This window comes from Bradyrhizobium sp. WYCCWR 12699 (genome assembly GCF_032144035.1).
Lineage (GTDB): Bacteria > Pseudomonadota > Alphaproteobacteria > Rhizobiales > Xanthobacteraceae > Bradyrhizobium.
In genome coordinates this window covers 1,217,678-1,234,715 of record NZ_JAVTJN010000039.1, presented here as the reverse complement: position 1 = coordinate 1,234,715, position 17,038 = coordinate 1,217,678, and the positions used below count along the sequence as shown (strand labels likewise).

Here is a 17,038-nt window from a genome sequence, read left to right as displayed (position 1 = left end):
GGAACTGTTCAAATCAACAGTCCGCGGGGTGGCTGCCGAAAATTTTCGCGGGCGTGGGAAGATCATGGGCCAAGCGGGGTCATGGCCGAAGCCCGCCCGTGCCCGAGCGGAGGCTTCTCTCTCGCCGCCAACAGGCGGCCTGAGACGACGTTCCGGTGTTCCGCCCGGCGTAATTTGCCACCAATGTCGGGATGCAAGTCGGCGATGCTTTGCTACACTGCGAACGACGCCAGAGGAGTTCCATGATCGTGCCGAGCCCCTGCAACGTGCTGATGCTCTATCCGCTGTTCACGGCGGAATCGTTCTGGAGCTTCGGCGAATCCTGCAAGCTGATGGGCGTCCGGCGTCCCGCCGCTCCTCTCGGTCTGATCACGGTCGCCGCGATGTTGCCGTCGAGTTGGACCGTCCGGCTGATCGACTGCAACACGCAAGCGTTCGGTGACGACGATCTCGCCTGGGCTGACGTCGTCTTCACCGGCGGCATGTTGCCGCAGCAGGCGGATACGCTGCACCTGATCGACAAATGCCGTGCGGCGGGCAAGCCGGTTGTCGTCGGCGGTCCCGATCCCACGTCGAGCCCCCACGTCTATGAGAAGGCTGACTTCCGGGTGCTCGGCGAGGCCGAGAGCGTAATCGACGAATTCATCGCGGCCTGGGAGGGCGGAGCGCGCTCCGGCGTCTTCACCGCGCCGAAATTCCAGGCCGACGTCACCGGGACGCCGGTGCCGCGTTTCGACCTCCTGAAGTTCGAGGACTATCTCTATCTCGGTGTGCAATATTCGCGCGGCTGCCCGTTCACCTGCGAGTTCTGCGACATCATCGAGCTCTACGGCCGCGTGCCCAGGACCAAGACGACCGAGCAGATGTTCGTCGAGCTCGAGACGCTCTACAACATGGGCTACCGCGGCCATCTCGACTTCGTCGACGACAATTTCATCGGCAACAAGAAATCGCTGCGCCAGTTTCTGCCGCAGCTGGCCGAGTGGCAGCGCGCCCACAACTATCCGTTCGAACTGTCGACCGAGGCGTCGGTCAATCTCGCCGACGATCCTGAATTGCTGGAGCTGATGGGCGCCGCCAATTTCTTCGGCATCTTCGTCGGCATCGAAAGTCCGGATCCCGCGACGCTGGTCGCGATGCGCAAGAAGCAGAACACGCGGCGCAACATCGCCGAGAGCATCCACAAGATCTACGCTGCCGGCATGCTTGTTACCGCCGGCTTCATCGTCGGCTTCGACAACGAGAAGGTCTCGATGGCCGAGGCGATGATCGACTTCATCGAGGAAGCCGCGATTCCGGTCGCCATGGTCGGCCTGCTCTATGCGTTGCCGAACACGCAGCTGACGCGGCGGCTCGCCAAGGAGGGCCGGCTGCATCCGGATCATGACCTGGCTTCGACGACGGGCGGCGACCAGTGCACCGGCGGCATCAATTTCGATCCGGTGCGGCCGCTGCGCGACATTCTGACGGACTACAAGACCGTGCTGGAGCGCGTGTACAGCCCGGCGGCCTACGCCGGCCGCGTCGACAAGCTGATGACGCTGCTCGACCGCTCCAGGCAGCGCCACGAGCTGGCCGAGGGCGACATCCGCGCCAGGGTCGGCGCGATGGAGACCGTGCACAAGGTCGTCACGGCCATTCCCGAGGCGCGCGGGCCGCTGTGGCAGACGTTCATGAATTGCGCCAAGCGTGACACGTCGTCCGCGCGGATCGCGGTGCAGATGATCGCGGCCTATGCGCATCTCGGGCCGTTCTCGCGAAAGGTCATCGATGCCATCGATGCGCGCCTGGCCGCGCTGGACGACGAGACGATCGTTCCGGCGGCGGCCGTCGACGTGACGGCGGCCCGCCATTTGGCCTGAGGATTACTTCACCGCCAGCCGCAGGAAGCTCATCACGCTGCCGAGGGCGGCAAAGCCGGCACCGAGCGCCAGCGCCAGCGTTGCGCCCTCGTGGCCGGCGAGCGCGAAGCAGGCCGCGGCAAGCGCGGCGCCCGTCGTCTGTCCCGTCAACCGCGCGGTGGCGACGATGCCGGAGGCGCTGCCGCTGCGATGCGGCGGCGCGCTCGACATCACCGCCTTCATGTTCGGCGCCTGGAAGAACCCGAAACCCATGCCGCAGATCACCATCCGCCAGATGATGTCGGCAATGGCGGGGTTGGCCGGCAGTGTCGCGAGCAGCGTCATGCCGAGGCCAAGCAGCACGAGGCCGATGCCGCCGAGCAGGCCGACCGCATGGCGGTCGGACAGGCGCCCGGCGATCGGCGCCATGATGCCGACCACGAGCGGCCATGGCGTCATGAAGAAGCCGGTCTCGACCTGCGAGCGGCCGAGCACGTCCTCGAAATAGAATGGCAGCGAGACGAAGGCGAGACCCTGCACGGCGAAGGAGCACACGGCCGTTGCCGCCGACAGCGCGAACATCGGGCGGGCGAACAGGTCGATCGGCAGCATCGGCGCCGGATGATCGGCGTGCCGCCGCGTCAGAATCAAGCCGAGCGCGAGCGCGACGACCAGTTCGATGCCGACGACGACCGGCGACAGATTGTGCGCGGCGCTGCCGACGCCGGTGATGAACAGGCCGAGGCAGGCCGACGCCAGCACCGCGCCGAGGAAATCGAAGCCATGATCGGCGCGCGGCGTCTTCGGCAGCATTGCAAAGCCGATGCCGATCGCGACGAGGCCGAACGGGATGTTGACGGCGAACAGCCAGGGCCACGGGCCGAGCGCGAGAATGGCGGAGGCGATCGACGGCCCGAACGTGAAGGCGGTCGCGACAACAAGCGCATTGTGGCCAAAACCGCGGCCGAGCATCCGGCCCGGATAAACGAAACGCACCAGTGCCGTGTTGACGCTCATGATGCCGCTCGCACCTAGGCCTTGCAGCGTGCGCGCGACCAGGAGGCTCTCCAGCGACCACGCCACCGCGCAGAACAGCGAGGCGATGGTGAACAGGATCAGGCCGCCGAGATAGATGCGCTGGTGCCCGACGATCTCGCCGAGCGCCCCGAGCGGCAGCAGCGTCGCCACCAGTGCGATCTGGTAGACGTTGACCACCCAGACCGACTGCTCCGGCGAGACATGCAAATCGGCGGCAATCGAGGGCAGCGCGATGTTGGCGATCGCAGTGTCGAGCGAGCCCATCGCCAGCGCGGTGAAGATCGCCGCGATCGCCCAGCGGCGCTGGGCGGCCGGAAGGCCGTCGGCGATGGGATGATCGGGCTCGCGCGCGGCGGCAGGTAACGTGATTGTCATTGCGTTCGCGCGTTGCTCCGGCGGCCTCGCTGAGGGGACATTGGCATGTACTACGGCCCGCGGTGCTTCCACAGGCATATGCGTGCATGATGTGTATGCGCGAAGGCTGGGCGATGGTGCTTCGCGCGGGCGTATGATCGCGCCAGCTGCTGCAATGAGGGAAGCGCCATGCAAATCGTCGTTCTGCCCGGTGATGGCATCGGACCCGAGATCACGACCGCGACCACGGGCGTGCTGCGCGCGGCGTCCGAGCGCTTCCAGCTCAACCTGCGCCTCGAGGAGCATGCGGTCGGGCATGCCAGCCTGAAGCTGTCAGGCACCACGGTGCGGCCAGAGCTGCTCGACATCGTCCGCGCCGCCGACGGCCTGATCCTGGGCCCGACCGCGACGTTCGACTTCAAGGACGAGGCGCGGGGCGAGATCAATCCGTCCCGTCATTTTCGCAAGAACCTCGACCTCTACGCCAATATCAGGCCCGCGCGCACTTATGCGGGGAGGCCGGGCCGCATCAGTGATTTCGACCTCGTCGTGGTCCGCGAGAACACCGAGGGTTTCTATGCAGACCGTAATCTGGAGCAGGGCAATGGCGAGATGCTGGTCACGCCCGACGTCGTGATCTCGCTGCGCCGGATCACGCGGCTGTGCTGCGAACGCATCGCCCATGCCGCCTGCCGTCTGGCGATGAAGCGGAGCAGGCATCTCACCATCGTGCACAAGGCCAATGTGCTCAAGATCGGCGACGGCATGTTCCTCGACATTTGCCGCGAGGCGGCGAAGGCCTATCCCGGGCTTGCGGTCGACGACATCCTGGTCGATGCCATGATGGCGCATGTGGTGCGCAGTCCCGACCGTTTCGACGTCATCGTGTCCACCAACATGTTCGGCGACATCCTGTCCGATCTTACGGCCGAACTCTCCGGCAGCCTCGGCCTCGGCGGCTCGCTCAATGTCGGCGAGCGCTACGCCATGGCGCAGGCCGCGCATGGCTCGGCGCCCGATATCGCCGGACAGGATGTCGCCAATCCGATCTCGCTGATCCTGTCGACCGCGCTGCTGCTCGCCTGGCACGGCGAGAAGACGGGCGCCGTCCGCTATGAAGAGGCCGCGCGTGCGATCGAGGCTGCGGTGGCCAAAGCGATCGGCGAGGGCAGGGCGACGCGGGATGTCGGCGGCAAGCTCGGCACCATCGCGGCGGGGGCGGCGATTGCGGAAATCCTGCAGGCGGGGTGAGGCTCCAGACCAAAAAGTCGAAAAACAACCCCATGCACAGTAGAAGTCCTTTGATTGATAAGGGATTTTCGAAACGTTTCCGAGGGGGCGTCCGCAGCCGCGATCAAGTTGACCCGTCAGGCAAAACACCGAGCCGCTGCCTGGCCCTGGGGACTGGGGCACGGTGCACTCCCACCTAATTTGCCCGGTCGGTCGCCAATGGCGGCGCGCATCTGTCGGCCGACGTTGAGCCAGATCAACACTCCCGCAGCAAGCTCGCGGACCTTTCCATGAGGCATCGATGGAAAGAGCGGACGACATGCAGATCCTACTCAGGGAAGTCCGGAATACTCCTTTGCTCTGGATGCTGGTGTTCGTGCCCATCGTGCTGGTGGCCGAGAAGGCGGCCCCGCATTCCCACACGCTGCTGTTCGTGCTGGCGGTACTGGCCATCGTGCCGCTCGCGGCGCTGCTCAGCCATGCCACCGAGGCGGTCGCCGCGAAGACAGGCGATGCCGTGGGCGGACTGCTCAATGCCACGCTCGGCAATCTCACCGAACTGATCATCGCCATCACCGCGCTGCGCGCAGGCCAGTACATGCTGGTGAAGGCCTCGATCGCGGGCGCGATCGTCACCAACGCGGTGTTCATGCTGGGGGCCTGCCTGCTGCTCGGCGGCTTGCGCTACCACGTGCAGGAGTACAACCGCGCCGGCGCGCGGCTCTCGTCGGGCCTGCTGTTGATGGCAACCGTGGCGTTGCTTGCGCCTTCGGCGGTCGCCGATCTCGAGCACCTGCCACCGGACGGGGGCGTCCTGAACAAGCTCAGCCTTGGCATTTCAATCCTCCTGATCCTCGCTTACGCACTCGGTTTATGGTTCTCGCTCGTGACCCACAAGGAATTGTTCGCCAGCGCCGATCACGGCGACGACAAGGAGGCGCACTGGCCGATCGGATTAGCCGTGGGCACGCTGCTGGTCGTCACCGTGCTGGTCGCGCTGGTCAGCGAGATCTTCGTGGAATCAGTGCAGAAGGCGGCGGAAACCTTCGGAATGAGCCCGGCCTTTGTCGGCTTCATCGTCGTCTCGCTGGTCGGCGCCGCCGCCGAATTCGCGGTTGCGTTCGGTGCGGCGCGCAAGGACCGGCTCGACATGGCCGTCAGCATCGCGCTCGGCAGCGCCTCGCAGATCGCGCTGTTCGTCGCACCCGCGCTGGTGCTGCTCAGCTATGTCGTGGGGCCGAAGCCGATGGACCTGCAGTTCTGGCCGGGCGCCGTCACCATGGTGATGATCGCGACGGTCACGTCGGCCTACATCACCGCCAGCGGCCGCTCGGCATGGTTCGTCGGCGCGCTGATGATCTTCATCTATGCGGTTTTCGCGCTGACGCTCTATGTGGTGCCGCCGGCGGGCCAGGGATGAAGGGCGTTCGTCCGTCCTGAGGGTCACCCCCGCCGGTCATGTCCACGGCTTCACAGCAGAACGGTCGTGACCACATAGACGACGACGGCGGCGCCGAGACAGCGTCGCCACGGGTTCACGCCGCGAAAGATCTCGTCGGCGCCCCAGATGATCAGTCCGGCTTTCATGACGATCGTCAAAGCGACGCTGGATTTGCCTGCGGCAGGCCAGATCCAAAGCAGAACCCCCGCAACGATCACGATCCAGAGGACGAGATTCGGCCACTGCGCGATGGTGATGGCACCAGTTTCACGGTTTCTGAAGAACCACTCAAGAAATCGCCGCACGTTCCCGCGCTGGTCAGAGCTTAACCTCACCCTCTTCACCGCCCTTCCAATAAGCGATGCGGTTGGCTTTGACCTTGATCAGGACGAGGCCTGGCGTATCGATGCCGTCGTCGAACCAATCGTCGAGATCGCTGGTCCAATGCTGTTGGAAAGCCGCCTTGTCGCGGATCAGCTCGGCGGTCCCTTCGACGGCGACGTAGATCCCGTTCGAAAACAGGCCCGCTTCCGACGAAAACCCGAGCGCGACTTTCGGATTGCGCTGGATGTCCGACACGGTCCGCGTTTGCTCATAGGCAAAGTAGTAGGACGTGCCGTCATAGGCGACATCGCCGTTGTTGCTCATGGGGCGGTTGGCGATCTCGCCGTTCTCGGTGTGGGTCGAAAGAATGGCGATGTCGATCCCGGCCATGTCCTTCGCGATTTCGGCAAGCGACGTCTTGGGCATGAACTTTCCTCCAATGAGGCTGGAGCAACGGCAGGATGGGGCTCACGTTCCTCGCTCGTATCGCTCAAACAAAAAACCGCCCCCGGCTTTGACCGGAGGCGGTGTTGAATCAGATCGGCTCAGTGGCCGGTGCCGGGCTTGGTGGTCTTCGGCGGCTTGCCGTCTTCCATGCGGCCCTCGTTGCGAAGATCGCGCCCCTCCTGGGCCTTGCGCTGGCTCTCGGGATCCTTGCCGTGCTCGTTCATCTCTTCCTTGATGTAACCGGCGCCTTCCTTGATCTTGCCTTCAACGCTCATGATGTTCTCCATCTATATATGGGAGCTAACGCGTTGGCGGATCGACCGTTCCGGCATAGAGCCGCGCGTATTCGCGAGGAACCCTTCCGACATGCCGCGATTCCGAAATGGGTCAGGCAGCACCGCCTCTATTGGGGCGGTATGACGCTCAGGCTGTCGACGACGCCGGAGCCCTCGTCGACGAGTTGTTGAGCGCTCATCCAGATATCGCGGCCGGGAATCTTCTTGCGTAGTCCCGCGAGCCAGGCCGTGTTGACGCGGCGAATGCCCATGTCCTTGTGGAACAGATCGTCGGTGGCTTGCGTCTCGACGGTCTTCACGACCTCCGCGACCACGGCCCTGTTAGCCTCGCCTAATTCCTGTCGCTTCATCATGTCCCTGGCGCTGCCGGTCAGGCTGGCCTCGTGAAACATGAAGTAGGCGTCGGGATCGGCCACGCGCTTCGTGCCCGCGAGAAAGATCGGAACGCACATGGAGGCACAGACGCCGGCCTTCTGCACGAACGTGTCCATCGCACGGTTGCGGGCGCGGATCGCGGCGACGACCTTGCGGCCGTGCTCGATCGAGCCGCCCGGCGAGTTGAGGACCAGCACGAGCCGGCGTTGATCGGACTTGAATTGATCAAGGGCAGCGCCGACCCGCTCGTTCATGGGCTCCTGGACGGGGCCGCTCCAGCCGAGCAGGATGCGGTCCGGCTCTTCGCTGATAGACAGCGTCTGGCATGACGCTGCCTCCCTGGAACCAGACGGCATTTGACAGATGCCCCACAGCAGCAAGATGCCGCCGGCACCGAGGACGGTTACGAGCCGTGACATGCTCTACTCGCCCAGGTTCACGAATTGAGCGATCGCCAGAACAGGAGCAGCGAGCTGAAGGTGAACAACGCCACCAGGCCCGCCACGGAAACAAACGATACCGTCCGGTTCCAGAGCTTTGTTTCCGCGGCATAGAGAACCGTGATCGCCGCGCGGTCGGTCGTCGAACGCGCCGGCACCAGGGTTTCCCCGCCGCCGCTGCTGAAGAGCATCATGAACTTATAGGTCACGGCCGGCTGGTCGGGCCTTGCGACCGAAATGATCTTGGTGCTGCAGAAGGTGATCACGAAGTTCGTTCGCTCGCACTTCCCTTCGGTGGCACGCAGGTCATAGGCAGGTTGCCAGGTGCCGGAAAGGCGATGGTCGCGCAGAATGCCCGCGCCGTAGCTTGCGACCAGCCCGTAGAGCATGGCGCCGCAAGCCAGCAGCGCAACCAGCCAGCGGAGCGGGCTGCCTGTCGCCACTGCAGTCCCGGGAGTGGCCTGGCTGGGTGCGGGCGCGGCGGTTAGGCCGACGTCGAACGTTTGAGCTGCGGCACCAACTCCGGACTGACGCTTGCCGAATGCCATTTCGCTCTCTCCGAACAGGGCAGGTTCGGCTGCTACCTGAGGATGAAAAGCAAAAGATTCGTTTAATTTGTATCCGCGAATTTTCTGAATGCGGCTCGAAGGACGGCTGAAGTACCTGCGAAACCCGAGATGCTCCGTGTCGAAAGCCGTCGTCGGGTTCACGGCGCCCTGCCATCCTACGGGCGTCGTCCAGACTCTCGCCATTCAACTTCCGGTAGCCTTGTTTTGACTTCGCGGTGGTCCCTAGAACTGATACCGCCGCAGTCCCCCGTCCACCGGTATCACCGTGCCCGTGATGTACCGCGCCACGGGTGAAGCCAGGAACACCGCGAGCGCGGCGAGGTCTTCCGGCTCGCCCCAATAGCCGACCGGGATCTCTTCCTCCGCAAAACGCTCGCGATAATCCGGCGGATAGTTGCGGCGGATCTGCTCGCTCATGATGCGGCCGGGCGGAATGCAGTTGATGGTGATGCCGTGCTCGCCGATCTCGCGGGACAGGCCCTTGGCCCAGGCGTGCACCGCGGCCTTGGCGGCGAACGCGGCGTTGAGGCCCTCCGGCTCGGACTTGCCGGTGATGTTGACGATGCGGCCCCATTTGCGTTCGATCATCTGCGGCAGCAGCGCATGCGCGATGCGGCGGTAGCTGGTGAAATTCAGCGCGATCGCCTCGTCCCATTTGCTGTCGGGTGCATCGACCGGCAGCGGCCGGCTGCCACCGGCGTTGTTGATGAGGATGTCGACATGGCCAAGCTCCTTCAACGCGAAGGCCGCGATCTTCTCCGCCGCGTCCTTGGCCATGACGTCCTGCTCGAACGGCGTGATCAGCCCGCCGCCGACCTCCTGCACCAGCTCGGCGAGCAGATCGGTGCGCCGCGCCACACCGACGACGCGCACGCCTTCAGCGGCGAGGCCCTTGGCGATGGCACGGCCGATGCCGATGCTCGCGCCGGTGACAACAGCGGTTTTCGATTTGAGCCCGAGGTCCATGGTCACACGCTCTCTTGTTGGTTTTTGCGCCGTCCGTTTCCTGCCCATCCCGCGGGCCTTGAATTGCCTCCGCGGGACGAGCAGTGGTAACCAAGAGCGACGTTGAAGGAAACACGAAAAAGAAAAGGCACCTGAGCGATGGTCTGGGATCCGCAGCAATATCTGAAATTCTCCGGCCACCGGCTCCGGCCCGCGGTCGACCTCCTGATGCGGATTCCGGATTTCGGCCCGCGCGAGATTGCCGATCTCGGCGCGGGCGCCGGCAACGTGACCAAGCTCATCAAGGAGCGCTGGCCGGCCGCGGCGGTGACGGGGGTCGAAGGCTCGGCCGAGATGGTTGCCGCGGGCCGCAAGGCCGCACCCGACGTGGAATGGTCGCATGAGGACCTCGGCCATTGGCGTCCCGCCAGGCAATACGACTTGATCTATTCCAATGCCGCACTGCACTGGTTGCCCAATCACGCGGCACTGTTTCCGTCGGTGATGGAGAAGGTGAAGCCTGGCGGCATGCTTGCGGTGCAGATGCCGCGCAACTTCCTGGCGCCCTCGCACGTGCTGATCGGCGAGACGGCGCTGGATGGTCCATGGCGGTCCAAGGTCGAGCATCTCGTCACCTCGCCGCCGGTCGAGGGGCCGGCCTTCTATCACGATCTTCTGGCGCCGATGTCCGATAACATCGACATCTGGGAGACCGAATATCTGCAAGTGCTCGAAGGCGAGAATCCCGTCAAGGAATGGACCAAGGGGACCTGGTTGACGCGCTATCTCGACGTGCTGGCGGACGATGAAAAGATCGCATTCGAGGCCGCCTATGGGATGCGCGTTGCAAAGGCTTATCCGAAGAATGCGGCAGGGCAGACCCTGTTCCCGTTCCGCCGTCTCTTCATGGTGGCCCAGCGCAAGGGCTGATGCATTGCCGCAATGCGACATAAGCGCTCGTTCGGAAGGCCGGGCGCGCGTGCCGGGTTGCGCCGACCGCACCCGTCAAGCTAGCTTGGCTGCGGCAAATTGGGCTTAGGTCTAGTTGTTCGGCTTGCGGATTGCTGCCACTACTGACCTGTAAAACAAAAAGAACCCGGTCTTCGAAGTTGTTGGGGAGGTCTTCATGCGCAAACTGCTTCTCGCGGTCGCTGCGGCCGCGTTGGTTCTGGCCCCTGCCGTTGCGCAGGCCCAAAATCCGATCGTCATCAAGTTCAGTCACGTCGTCGCCAACGACACCCCAAAGGGGAAGGGCGCGCTGAAATTCAAGGAGCTTGCCGAGAAATACACCGACGGCAAGGTCAAGGTCGAAGTCTATCCGAACTCCACGCTCTACAAGGACAAGGAGGAGATCGAGGCGCTGCAGCTCGGCTCGGTGCAGATGCTCGCGCCCTCCACCGCGAAATTCGCGCCGCTGGGCGTCAAGGAGTTCGAAGCACTCGACCTGCCGTGGCTGTTCAAGGACGACCAGACCTATTCCAGCGCGATGAAGGGCACGCTCGGCAAGTGGCTGTTCCAGAAGCTCGAGGCCAAGGGCATCACCGGGCTTGCCTATTGGGACAACGGCTTCCACATGCTCTCCTCCAATCGTCCCTTGCTGAAGCCGACGGATTTCCAGGGTCTTAAATTCCGCATCTCCGGATCGAAGATCGCCGACCAATATCTTCGTATCATGGGCTCGATCCCGCAGATCATGGCGTTCTCGGAAGTCTACCAGGCCCTGCAGACCGGGGTGGTCGACGGCTGCGAGAACACCGCGTCCAACTATCTGACGCAGAAGTTCTACGAGGTTCAGAAGGACATCACCGTGTCCTATCACGCCCATCTGCAATACGCCGTCATCGTCAATTCGAAGTTCTGGTCGGGCTTGCCGCCCGATATCCGCACCCAGCTCGACAAGGCGATGGCCGAGGCGTCCGACTACACCAACTCGATCGCGCGCCAGGAGAACGAGGACGCGCTGGCCGAGATCAAGAAGACGGGCAAGACCAATCTGCACTACCTCACCGACGCCGATCGCAAGGCCTGGCAGGAGGCAATGCAGCCGACCTATAAATGGGCCAAGGGCAGGGTCGGGCAGGAGGTGCTCGATCTCGTCGCCAAGGAACTCGACGTCAAGATGAACTGACGGCCGCGGCCCAATAAGAACAACACCAACGGTCGGGGGTGATCGCACTCCCGGCCGTTTCGCTCTTGAACGACGAGCCGATGCTGGGGGACCAAGTTGCTGCGTGTGCTGAATCGTTTTCTCGATCATCTCGAGGAGTGGCTGATCGCGACGATGATCGCGGCTGCGACGTCGCTGATCTTCGTCGCCGTGCTGCATCGTTACGGCGCTGGGCTGTCGATCGACATCGCCAAATGGGCGGAAGCCCGCAACCTGGCTTTCCTGTCCGTCCCGGCGCGCGCGGCGTTCGTGTGGCTGGCCGCGCTCGATCTGTCCTGGGCGCAGGAGCTCTGCATCTACATGTTCATCTGGATGGCGAAGTTCGGCGCCGCTTACGGCGTGCGGACCGGCATCCATGTCGGCGTCGACGTGCTCGTCAACATCCTTCCGGGCGGATCGCGCCGCCGCGTCATCACCTTCGGGCTGTTGTGCGGCGCGCTCTTCACCGCCATCGTCGCCTATTTCGGCGCCGCCTTCGTCGGCCAGATGTGGCAGACCGGACAGCAGTCCAACGATCTGGAAGCGCCGATGTGGATGGTGTATCTCACCATCCCGCTCGGCTCCGGCCTGATGTGCTTCCGTTTCCTGCAGGTCGCCTGGTCGTTCTACCACACCGGCGAGCTGCCGCATCACGACATGGCGGGCGTCGAAGGCGTCGAGGTGGACCCGGTGCATCCGGCGCCGGTCACGCCCACCCAAGTGGTCCGGGACGAGCGCAGCCCGCTCGGCTGGATCCTGATGCTGCTGCCGGTGCTGATCGTCGCGATCTGCTTCGCGCATGCGGGCCACATCATCACCCTGCCGCAGGGCCTGCGCGTCGCGATCGTGTTCGCGCTGCTGCTCTCCCTGATGCTCACGGGCATGCCGATCTCGATCGCGCTGGGTCTCACCGTGCTCAGCTTCATGTTCACGCTGACCGATGTGCGAACGGAATCGGTGGCGCTGAAGCTGTTCACCGGCATCGAGAATTTCGAGATCATGGCGATCCCGTTCTTCATCCTCGCCGGCAACTTCCTGACCCATGGCGGCGTGGCGCGGCGGATGATCACCTTCGCGACCTCGCTGGTCGGCCATTGGTACGGCGGTCTCGCTTTGTCGGGCGTGGTGGCCTGCGCGCTGTTCGCAGCGATCTCCGGCTCCTCGCCGGCGACCGTGGTGGCGATCGGCTCGGTGATCCTGCCGGCGATGGTCGCGCAGGGCTTCCCGAAGCGATTCGGCGCGGGCGTGATCACGACGTCGGGCTCGCTCGGAATCCTCATTCCGCCGTCGATCCCGATGGTGCTCTACGCCGTCTCCACCAACAGCTCGGTGGGCAAGCTGTTCATCGCCGGCATCGTGCCGGGGCTTGTGCTTGCCACGCTGCTTGGCATGACGACGTTCTATCGCGCTTGGCGCAACGACTATCCGCGGATGCGAAAGGCCACCTTCCTCGAGCGCCTCGATGCCTTCCGCAAGTCGATCTGGGGCATCCTGCTGATCGTGATCGTGATCGGCGGCATCTACAGCGGCCTGTTCACGCCGACCGAAGCCGCCGCCGTCAGCGCGGTCTATGCCTTCATCGTCGCGGTGTTCATCTACAAGGATTTGAAGCTGCGCGACGTGCCGCGGGTGCTGCTGTCATCGGCGAACCTGTCGGCGATGCTGCTCTACATCATCACCAACGCCGTGCTGTTCTCGTTCCTGATGACCTACGAGAACGTGCCGCAGGCGCTCGCGCAATGGATGATCGACCAGGGCCTGGGGTGGATCGGCTTCCTGCTGCTCGTCAACCTGCTGCTGCTGGTGGCGGGCAACGTGATGGAGCCGTCCTCGATCATCCTGATCATGGCGCCGATCCTGTTCCCGGTCGCGATCAAGCTTGGCATCGATCCCATTCATTTCGGGATCCTGATGACGGTCAACATGGAGGTCGGCCTGTGCCATCCGCCTGTCGGCCTCAACCTCTACGTCGCCTCGGGCATCGCCAAGATGGGGATTACCGAACTCACGGTCGCGGTGTGGCCGTGGCTGCTGACGATGCTGGGATTCCTCGTGGTGGTGACGTATTGGCCCGGCTTGTCGCTGTGGCTGCCGCGGCTGCTGGGGATGTAACTGCGCGCACGGTGCCCCCTTTCTCCTTGTGGGAGGGGGGCTCGCCGCATAGCGGCGAGACGGGTGAGGGGTATCTATCCTCCACGAAAAGTGTTGCGGGTGGAGACATACCCCTGATCCGGCGCTTCGCGCCACCTTCTCCCGCAAGGGGAGAAGGATGAGGGCACCGCCCTTGCCTCGCTGCTTTCGCCTTCCGCCGGCAATGGCAATCATCCGCCAGATGCGGTTAGATGCCGCGCGACAAGCCGGGAGGATGCCAGCATGACTGAACGCAGCGGCGAGCCGAAGGACGCGACACCTTCCGTCATCGCGCAGCAGAACGCGATGCTGAACGCGCTGCCGTTTTCCGACACGCAGGATTTCGACGATGCCGCGCGCGGCTTCCTCGGCACGGTCGAGAACGCAGCGATCACGAACCCGCAAGGGCGGACGGTCTGGAGCCTGCAGCCTTACGGCTTCCTGTCCAATGAAGAGGCGCCGCCCACGGTCAATCCGAGCCTGTGGCGGCAGTCGCGTCTCAACATGCAGCACGGCCTGTTCGAGGTCGTGCCCGGCGTCTACCAGGTGCGCGGGCTCGACATCGCCAACATGACGCTGATCGAGGGCGACAGCGGCGTCATCGTCGTGGACACCCTGACCTCGATCGAGGGCGCGCGCGCCGCGCTCGATCTCTATTTCAGGCATCGGGGGGTGAAGCCTGTTGCGGCCGTCATCTTCACGCACACGCACACCGACCATTGGGGCGGCGCGCGCGGCGTGCTGGAGGAGGATGCGCTGGCAAGTGGCCGCGTGCCGATCATCGCGCCGAATCTGTTCATGGAGCATGCCGTTTCCGAGAACATCATTGCGGGGCCGGCGATGCTGCGCCGGGCGCAGTATCAGTTCGGCTCGCTGCTCGCCAAGGGCGCGCGGGGACAGGTCGATTGCGGGCTCGGCAAGTCGATGGCGGCAGGATCAGTCGCGCTGCTGCGGCCGACCGACCTGATCATGGCGACCGGCGATACGCGTGTGATCGATGGCGTCGCGTTCGAATTCCAGATGGCGCCGAACAGCGAAGCGCCGGCGGAGATGCATTTCTTCATCCCGCGCTACAAGGTTTTGAACCTCGCCGAGAACTGCACGCATAATTTTCACAATCTGCTGCCGTTCCGCGGTGCCGACGTGCGCGACGCCCTGGCCTGGTCGAAATATCTGGGTGAGGCCCTGCAATTGTGGGACGGCAAGGCGGAGGCGATGTGCGGCCAGCATCACTGGCCGGTGTGGGGGCGCGAGCGCATCGGCACGATGATCAGGCAGCAGCGCGACCTCTACAAATTCGCGCATGACCAGACCATCCGCCTGATGAACCACGGCCTCAACGCCGCCGAGATCGCCGAGACCATCCGCTTGCCGAAGAGCCTGGAGGGGGCCTGGCACGGGCGCGGCTATTACGGCCACATCCGCCACAATGTGAAGGCGATCTACCAGAAATATCTCGGCTGGTACGACGCCAATCCGGTCAATCTCGATCCGCTGCCGCCGGTCGAGTCAGGCAGGAAATATGTTGCGTATATGGGCGGCGCCGAGGCCATTCTGGCGCGGGCGCGTACCGATTTCGACAAGGGTGAATTCCGCTTCGTCGCCCAGGTGCTCGGCCATCTCGTCTTCGCCGAACCGGATAACACGGCGGCGCGCGATCTGCTTGCCGATACGCTGGAGCAGCTCGGCTACGCCGCCGAAAGCGCGACCTGGCGCAACGCCTATCTGTTCGGCGCGCAGGAGTTGCGGCAGGGCATGCCGAAGGTGCCGGCGCGTCCGCCGATGCCACGCGAGACGCTGGCCGCGCTGCGCACCTCGCAGCTCTGGGACGTCCTGGGTATCCGCCTCAACGGCCCCAAGGCGGAGGGCAAGCACATCGTCTTGAACTGGCGCTTTTCCGACACCGGCGAGAGCTTCGTGCTGAATCTGGAGAATTGCGCGCTGACTTACACCGAGGGCGTGCAGGCGGAAGGCGCCGATGCCAGCTTCACGCTGGCGCGCGCAACGCTCGACGAGGTGATCGCCAAGCTGACGAGCTTTCCGGAAGCCGTCGCCGCCGGCAAGGTCCAGCTCGCGGGCAATCCGATGAAGCTTGCCGAGCTGATGGGCCTGATGGACGAGTTTCCAAGGATGTTCGAGATCGTCGAGCCGAAGCGGACGGTGGTGGTGTAGAGGGCTCGTGTCCCGGGCGCAGCGCAGCGCGTCCGGGACACGAGAGTAGCAAGTGCCTCAGCGCTACTCCGCGCTGCTCACCAGCTTGATCCGCGGCGCCTGTTTTTCGGCGAGGCTACGGTAGGCCGCGAGATAGTCGAGCGCCATGCGCCGCGCGGTGAAGCGCGTCTCGAACTGCTTGCGGATCGCGGCGCGGTCGAGTTGCGCGAGGCGGCTGACGACACCGGCGGCGCTGAGCACGTCCTCGACGATGAAGCCGGTCAGCCCGTCGTCGATGATTTCAGGCACCGAGCCGCGGTTGAAGGCGATGACCGGCGTTCCGCAGGCCATGGCTTCGATCATCACGAGACCAAACGGCTCCGGCCAGTCGATCGGCAGCAGAAGCCCGAGCGCACCGCTCAGGAAATCCGACTTCTCGTGATCGCTGATCTCGCCGATGAACTCCACCAGCGGGTTGTTCTCGATCATCGGCCGGATCAGTTCGTCGTAGTAATCCTGGTCGGCGCGATCGACCTTGGCCGCGATCTTCAGCGGAATGCCGCAATGAGTCGCGATCTTGATGGCGCGGTCGACGCCCTTCTCGGGCGCGATGCGGCCGAGCACGGCGAGATATTCCTGTTTCGCCGGCTTCGGCGTCAGCAGGTTCTCCGGAAGGCCGTGATGAATCGTCGTCACCCAGTTCGCCTGCGGCACCGGCCGCCGCTGCGCGTTGGAGATCGAGATGACGGGCATCTTGGAGAAGGTGTTGAAGACCGGCTGATGCTCCGGCAGATCGAGCCGGCCGTGCAGCGTGGTCAGGAACGGCGTCGGCTGCCGGTGGAACAACGACCAGGGATAATAGTCGAGATGGAAGTGGAGGAAGTCGAATTCCTCGTCGTCACATTTCTGCCGCACGCGCTCCAGCAGCACCATGTGCAACGCATTGGGATCGCGCACGGAACCGTCGAGACGAAGGGCCTTCGGCCACAGCGCATCCAGCTTGGCTGAGGTCTGGGAATCGCCGCTGGCGAACAGCGTCACGTCGTGACCAAGCGCTACCAACTCCTCCGTCAACCAATGCACCACCCGCTCGGTGCCGCCATACAGCTTGGGTGGAACAGCCTCCGTCAACGGAGCTACCTGCGCGATGCGCATCTCACCATCTCCTCTGCGATCATGAAAGTTGAAACCCCCGCCAGTACGGCACCGGCATGCCAGACAAGGGAACGTTCCCGCAGTTGCGAAGTTCCTCCCTGCGAACGTTACTTATTCGACACGTCCGCGGAGCGTCTCGATGCTGCCACGACATCT

15 protein-coding genes and 1 pseudogene are annotated in these 17,038 nt (G+C 64.1%); 8 read left to right on the top strand and 8 right to left on the bottom strand.

Features of this window, described 5'->3' with window-relative positions:
• Positions 1–242: 242 nt before the first annotated feature.
• Complete coding sequence (locus RPS27_RS36425; RefSeq protein WP_211417885.1) at positions 243–1,862, top strand: B12-binding domain-containing radical SAM protein; 1,620 nt, start codon at positions 243–245, stop codon at positions 1,860–1,862.
• A gap of 3 nt (positions 1,863–1,865) precedes the next feature.
• Here the strand turns inward: RPS27_RS36425 and RPS27_RS36420 are convergent, their stop codons facing one another.
• Entirely contained in the window at positions 1,866–3,254 is a 1,389-nt protein-coding gene (locus RPS27_RS36420; RefSeq protein ID WP_313755008.1) for an MFS transporter, read from the bottom strand.
• A gap of 168 nt (positions 3,255–3,422) precedes the next feature.
• Here RPS27_RS36420 and RPS27_RS36415 point away from each other — a divergent pair, with 168 nt between their 5' ends.
• Positions 3,423–4,484 (top strand): isocitrate/isopropylmalate dehydrogenase family protein, encoded by a 1,062-nt coding sequence (locus tag RPS27_RS36415; RefSeq protein ID WP_212065394.1) that lies wholly within the window; start codon positions 3,423–3,425, stop codon positions 4,482–4,484.
• Positions 4,485–4,782: 298 nt separating this feature from the next.
• The gene (gene cax, locus RPS27_RS36410; protein ID WP_211418309.1) at positions 4,783–5,883 is read left to right on the top strand and encodes a calcium/proton exchanger; all 1,101 of its coding nucleotides are present in this window, start codon (positions 4,783–4,785) and stop codon (positions 5,881–5,883) included.
• A gap of 50 nt (positions 5,884–5,933) precedes the next feature.
• Here cax and RPS27_RS36405 read toward each other — a convergent pair whose 3' ends face one another.
• The 6 genes from RPS27_RS36405 to RPS27_RS36380 form a co-directional block, all read right to left on the bottom strand.
• Complete coding sequence (locus RPS27_RS36405) at positions 5,934–6,209, bottom strand: hypothetical protein (RefSeq protein WP_211417882.1); 276 nt, start codon at positions 6,207–6,209, stop codon at positions 5,934–5,936.
• Positions 6,210–6,222: 13 nt separating this feature from the next.
• The gene (locus RPS27_RS36400) at positions 6,223–6,654 is read right to left on the bottom strand and encodes a pyridoxamine 5'-phosphate oxidase family protein (protein WP_211417881.1); all 432 of its coding nucleotides are present in this window, start codon (positions 6,652–6,654) and stop codon (positions 6,223–6,225) included.
• Positions 6,655–6,773: 119 nt separating this feature from the next.
• Positions 6,774–6,950: a hypothetical protein gene (locus RPS27_RS36395; protein WP_018322718.1), complete on the bottom strand. Its 177-nt coding sequence runs from the start codon at positions 6,948–6,950 to the stop codon at positions 6,774–6,776.
• A 128-nt stretch (positions 6,951–7,078) separates the two neighbouring features.
• On the bottom strand, positions 7,079–7,765 hold the full coding sequence (locus tag RPS27_RS36390; protein WP_212065393.1) for an ATP-dependent Clp protease proteolytic subunit: 687 nt from the start codon (positions 7,763–7,765) through the stop codon (positions 7,079–7,081).
• A gap of 17 nt (positions 7,766–7,782) precedes the next feature.
• Positions 7,783–8,496 (bottom strand): hypothetical protein, encoded by a 714-nt coding sequence (locus tag RPS27_RS36385; protein WP_212065392.1) that lies wholly within the window; start codon positions 8,494–8,496, stop codon positions 7,783–7,785.
• Between the two features lie 81 nt (positions 8,497–8,577).
• The gene (locus tag RPS27_RS36380; RefSeq protein WP_211418308.1) at positions 8,578–9,321 is read right to left on the bottom strand and encodes an SDR family NAD(P)-dependent oxidoreductase; all 744 of its coding nucleotides are present in this window, start codon (positions 9,319–9,321) and stop codon (positions 8,578–8,580) included.
• A gap of 138 nt (positions 9,322–9,459) precedes the next feature.
• Between RPS27_RS36380 and RPS27_RS36375 the strand changes: the two genes are divergently transcribed.
• The 5 genes and pseudogenes from RPS27_RS36375 (at position 9,460) to RPS27_RS36355 (ending at position 15,748) form a co-directional block, all read left to right on the top strand.
• A complete protein-coding gene (locus tag RPS27_RS36375) occupies positions 9,460–10,230 on the top strand; it encodes a methyltransferase domain-containing protein (protein ID WP_212065391.1) in 771 nt (256 codons plus the stop codon).
• A gap of 196 nt (positions 10,231–10,426) precedes the next feature.
• Positions 10,427–11,428: a DctP family TRAP transporter solute-binding subunit gene (locus tag RPS27_RS36370; protein ID WP_212065390.1), complete on the top strand. Its 1,002-nt coding sequence runs from the start codon at positions 10,427–10,429 to the stop codon at positions 11,426–11,428.
• Between the two features lie 153 nt (positions 11,429–11,581).
• Positions 11,582–12,055 (top strand): annotated as a pseudogene (locus tag RPS27_RS36365) (TRAP transporter small permease); the annotation flags it as partial.
• A 222-nt stretch (positions 12,056–12,277) separates the two neighbouring features.
• A complete protein-coding gene (locus RPS27_RS36360; RefSeq protein ID WP_249131519.1) occupies positions 12,278–13,558 on the top strand; it encodes a TRAP transporter large permease in 1,281 nt (426 codons plus the stop codon).
• Positions 13,559–13,819: 261 nt separating this feature from the next.
• Complete coding sequence (locus RPS27_RS36355; protein WP_212065389.1) at positions 13,820–15,748, top strand: alkyl/aryl-sulfatase; 1,929 nt, start codon at positions 13,820–13,822, stop codon at positions 15,746–15,748.
• A 63-nt stretch (positions 15,749–15,811) separates the two neighbouring features.
• Here RPS27_RS36355 and RPS27_RS36350 read toward each other — a convergent pair whose 3' ends face one another.
• Entirely contained in the window at positions 15,812–16,882 is a 1,071-nt protein-coding gene (locus tag RPS27_RS36350; RefSeq protein WP_212065388.1) for a glycosyltransferase family 4 protein, read from the bottom strand.
• Positions 16,883–17,038: the final 156 nt, after the last annotated feature.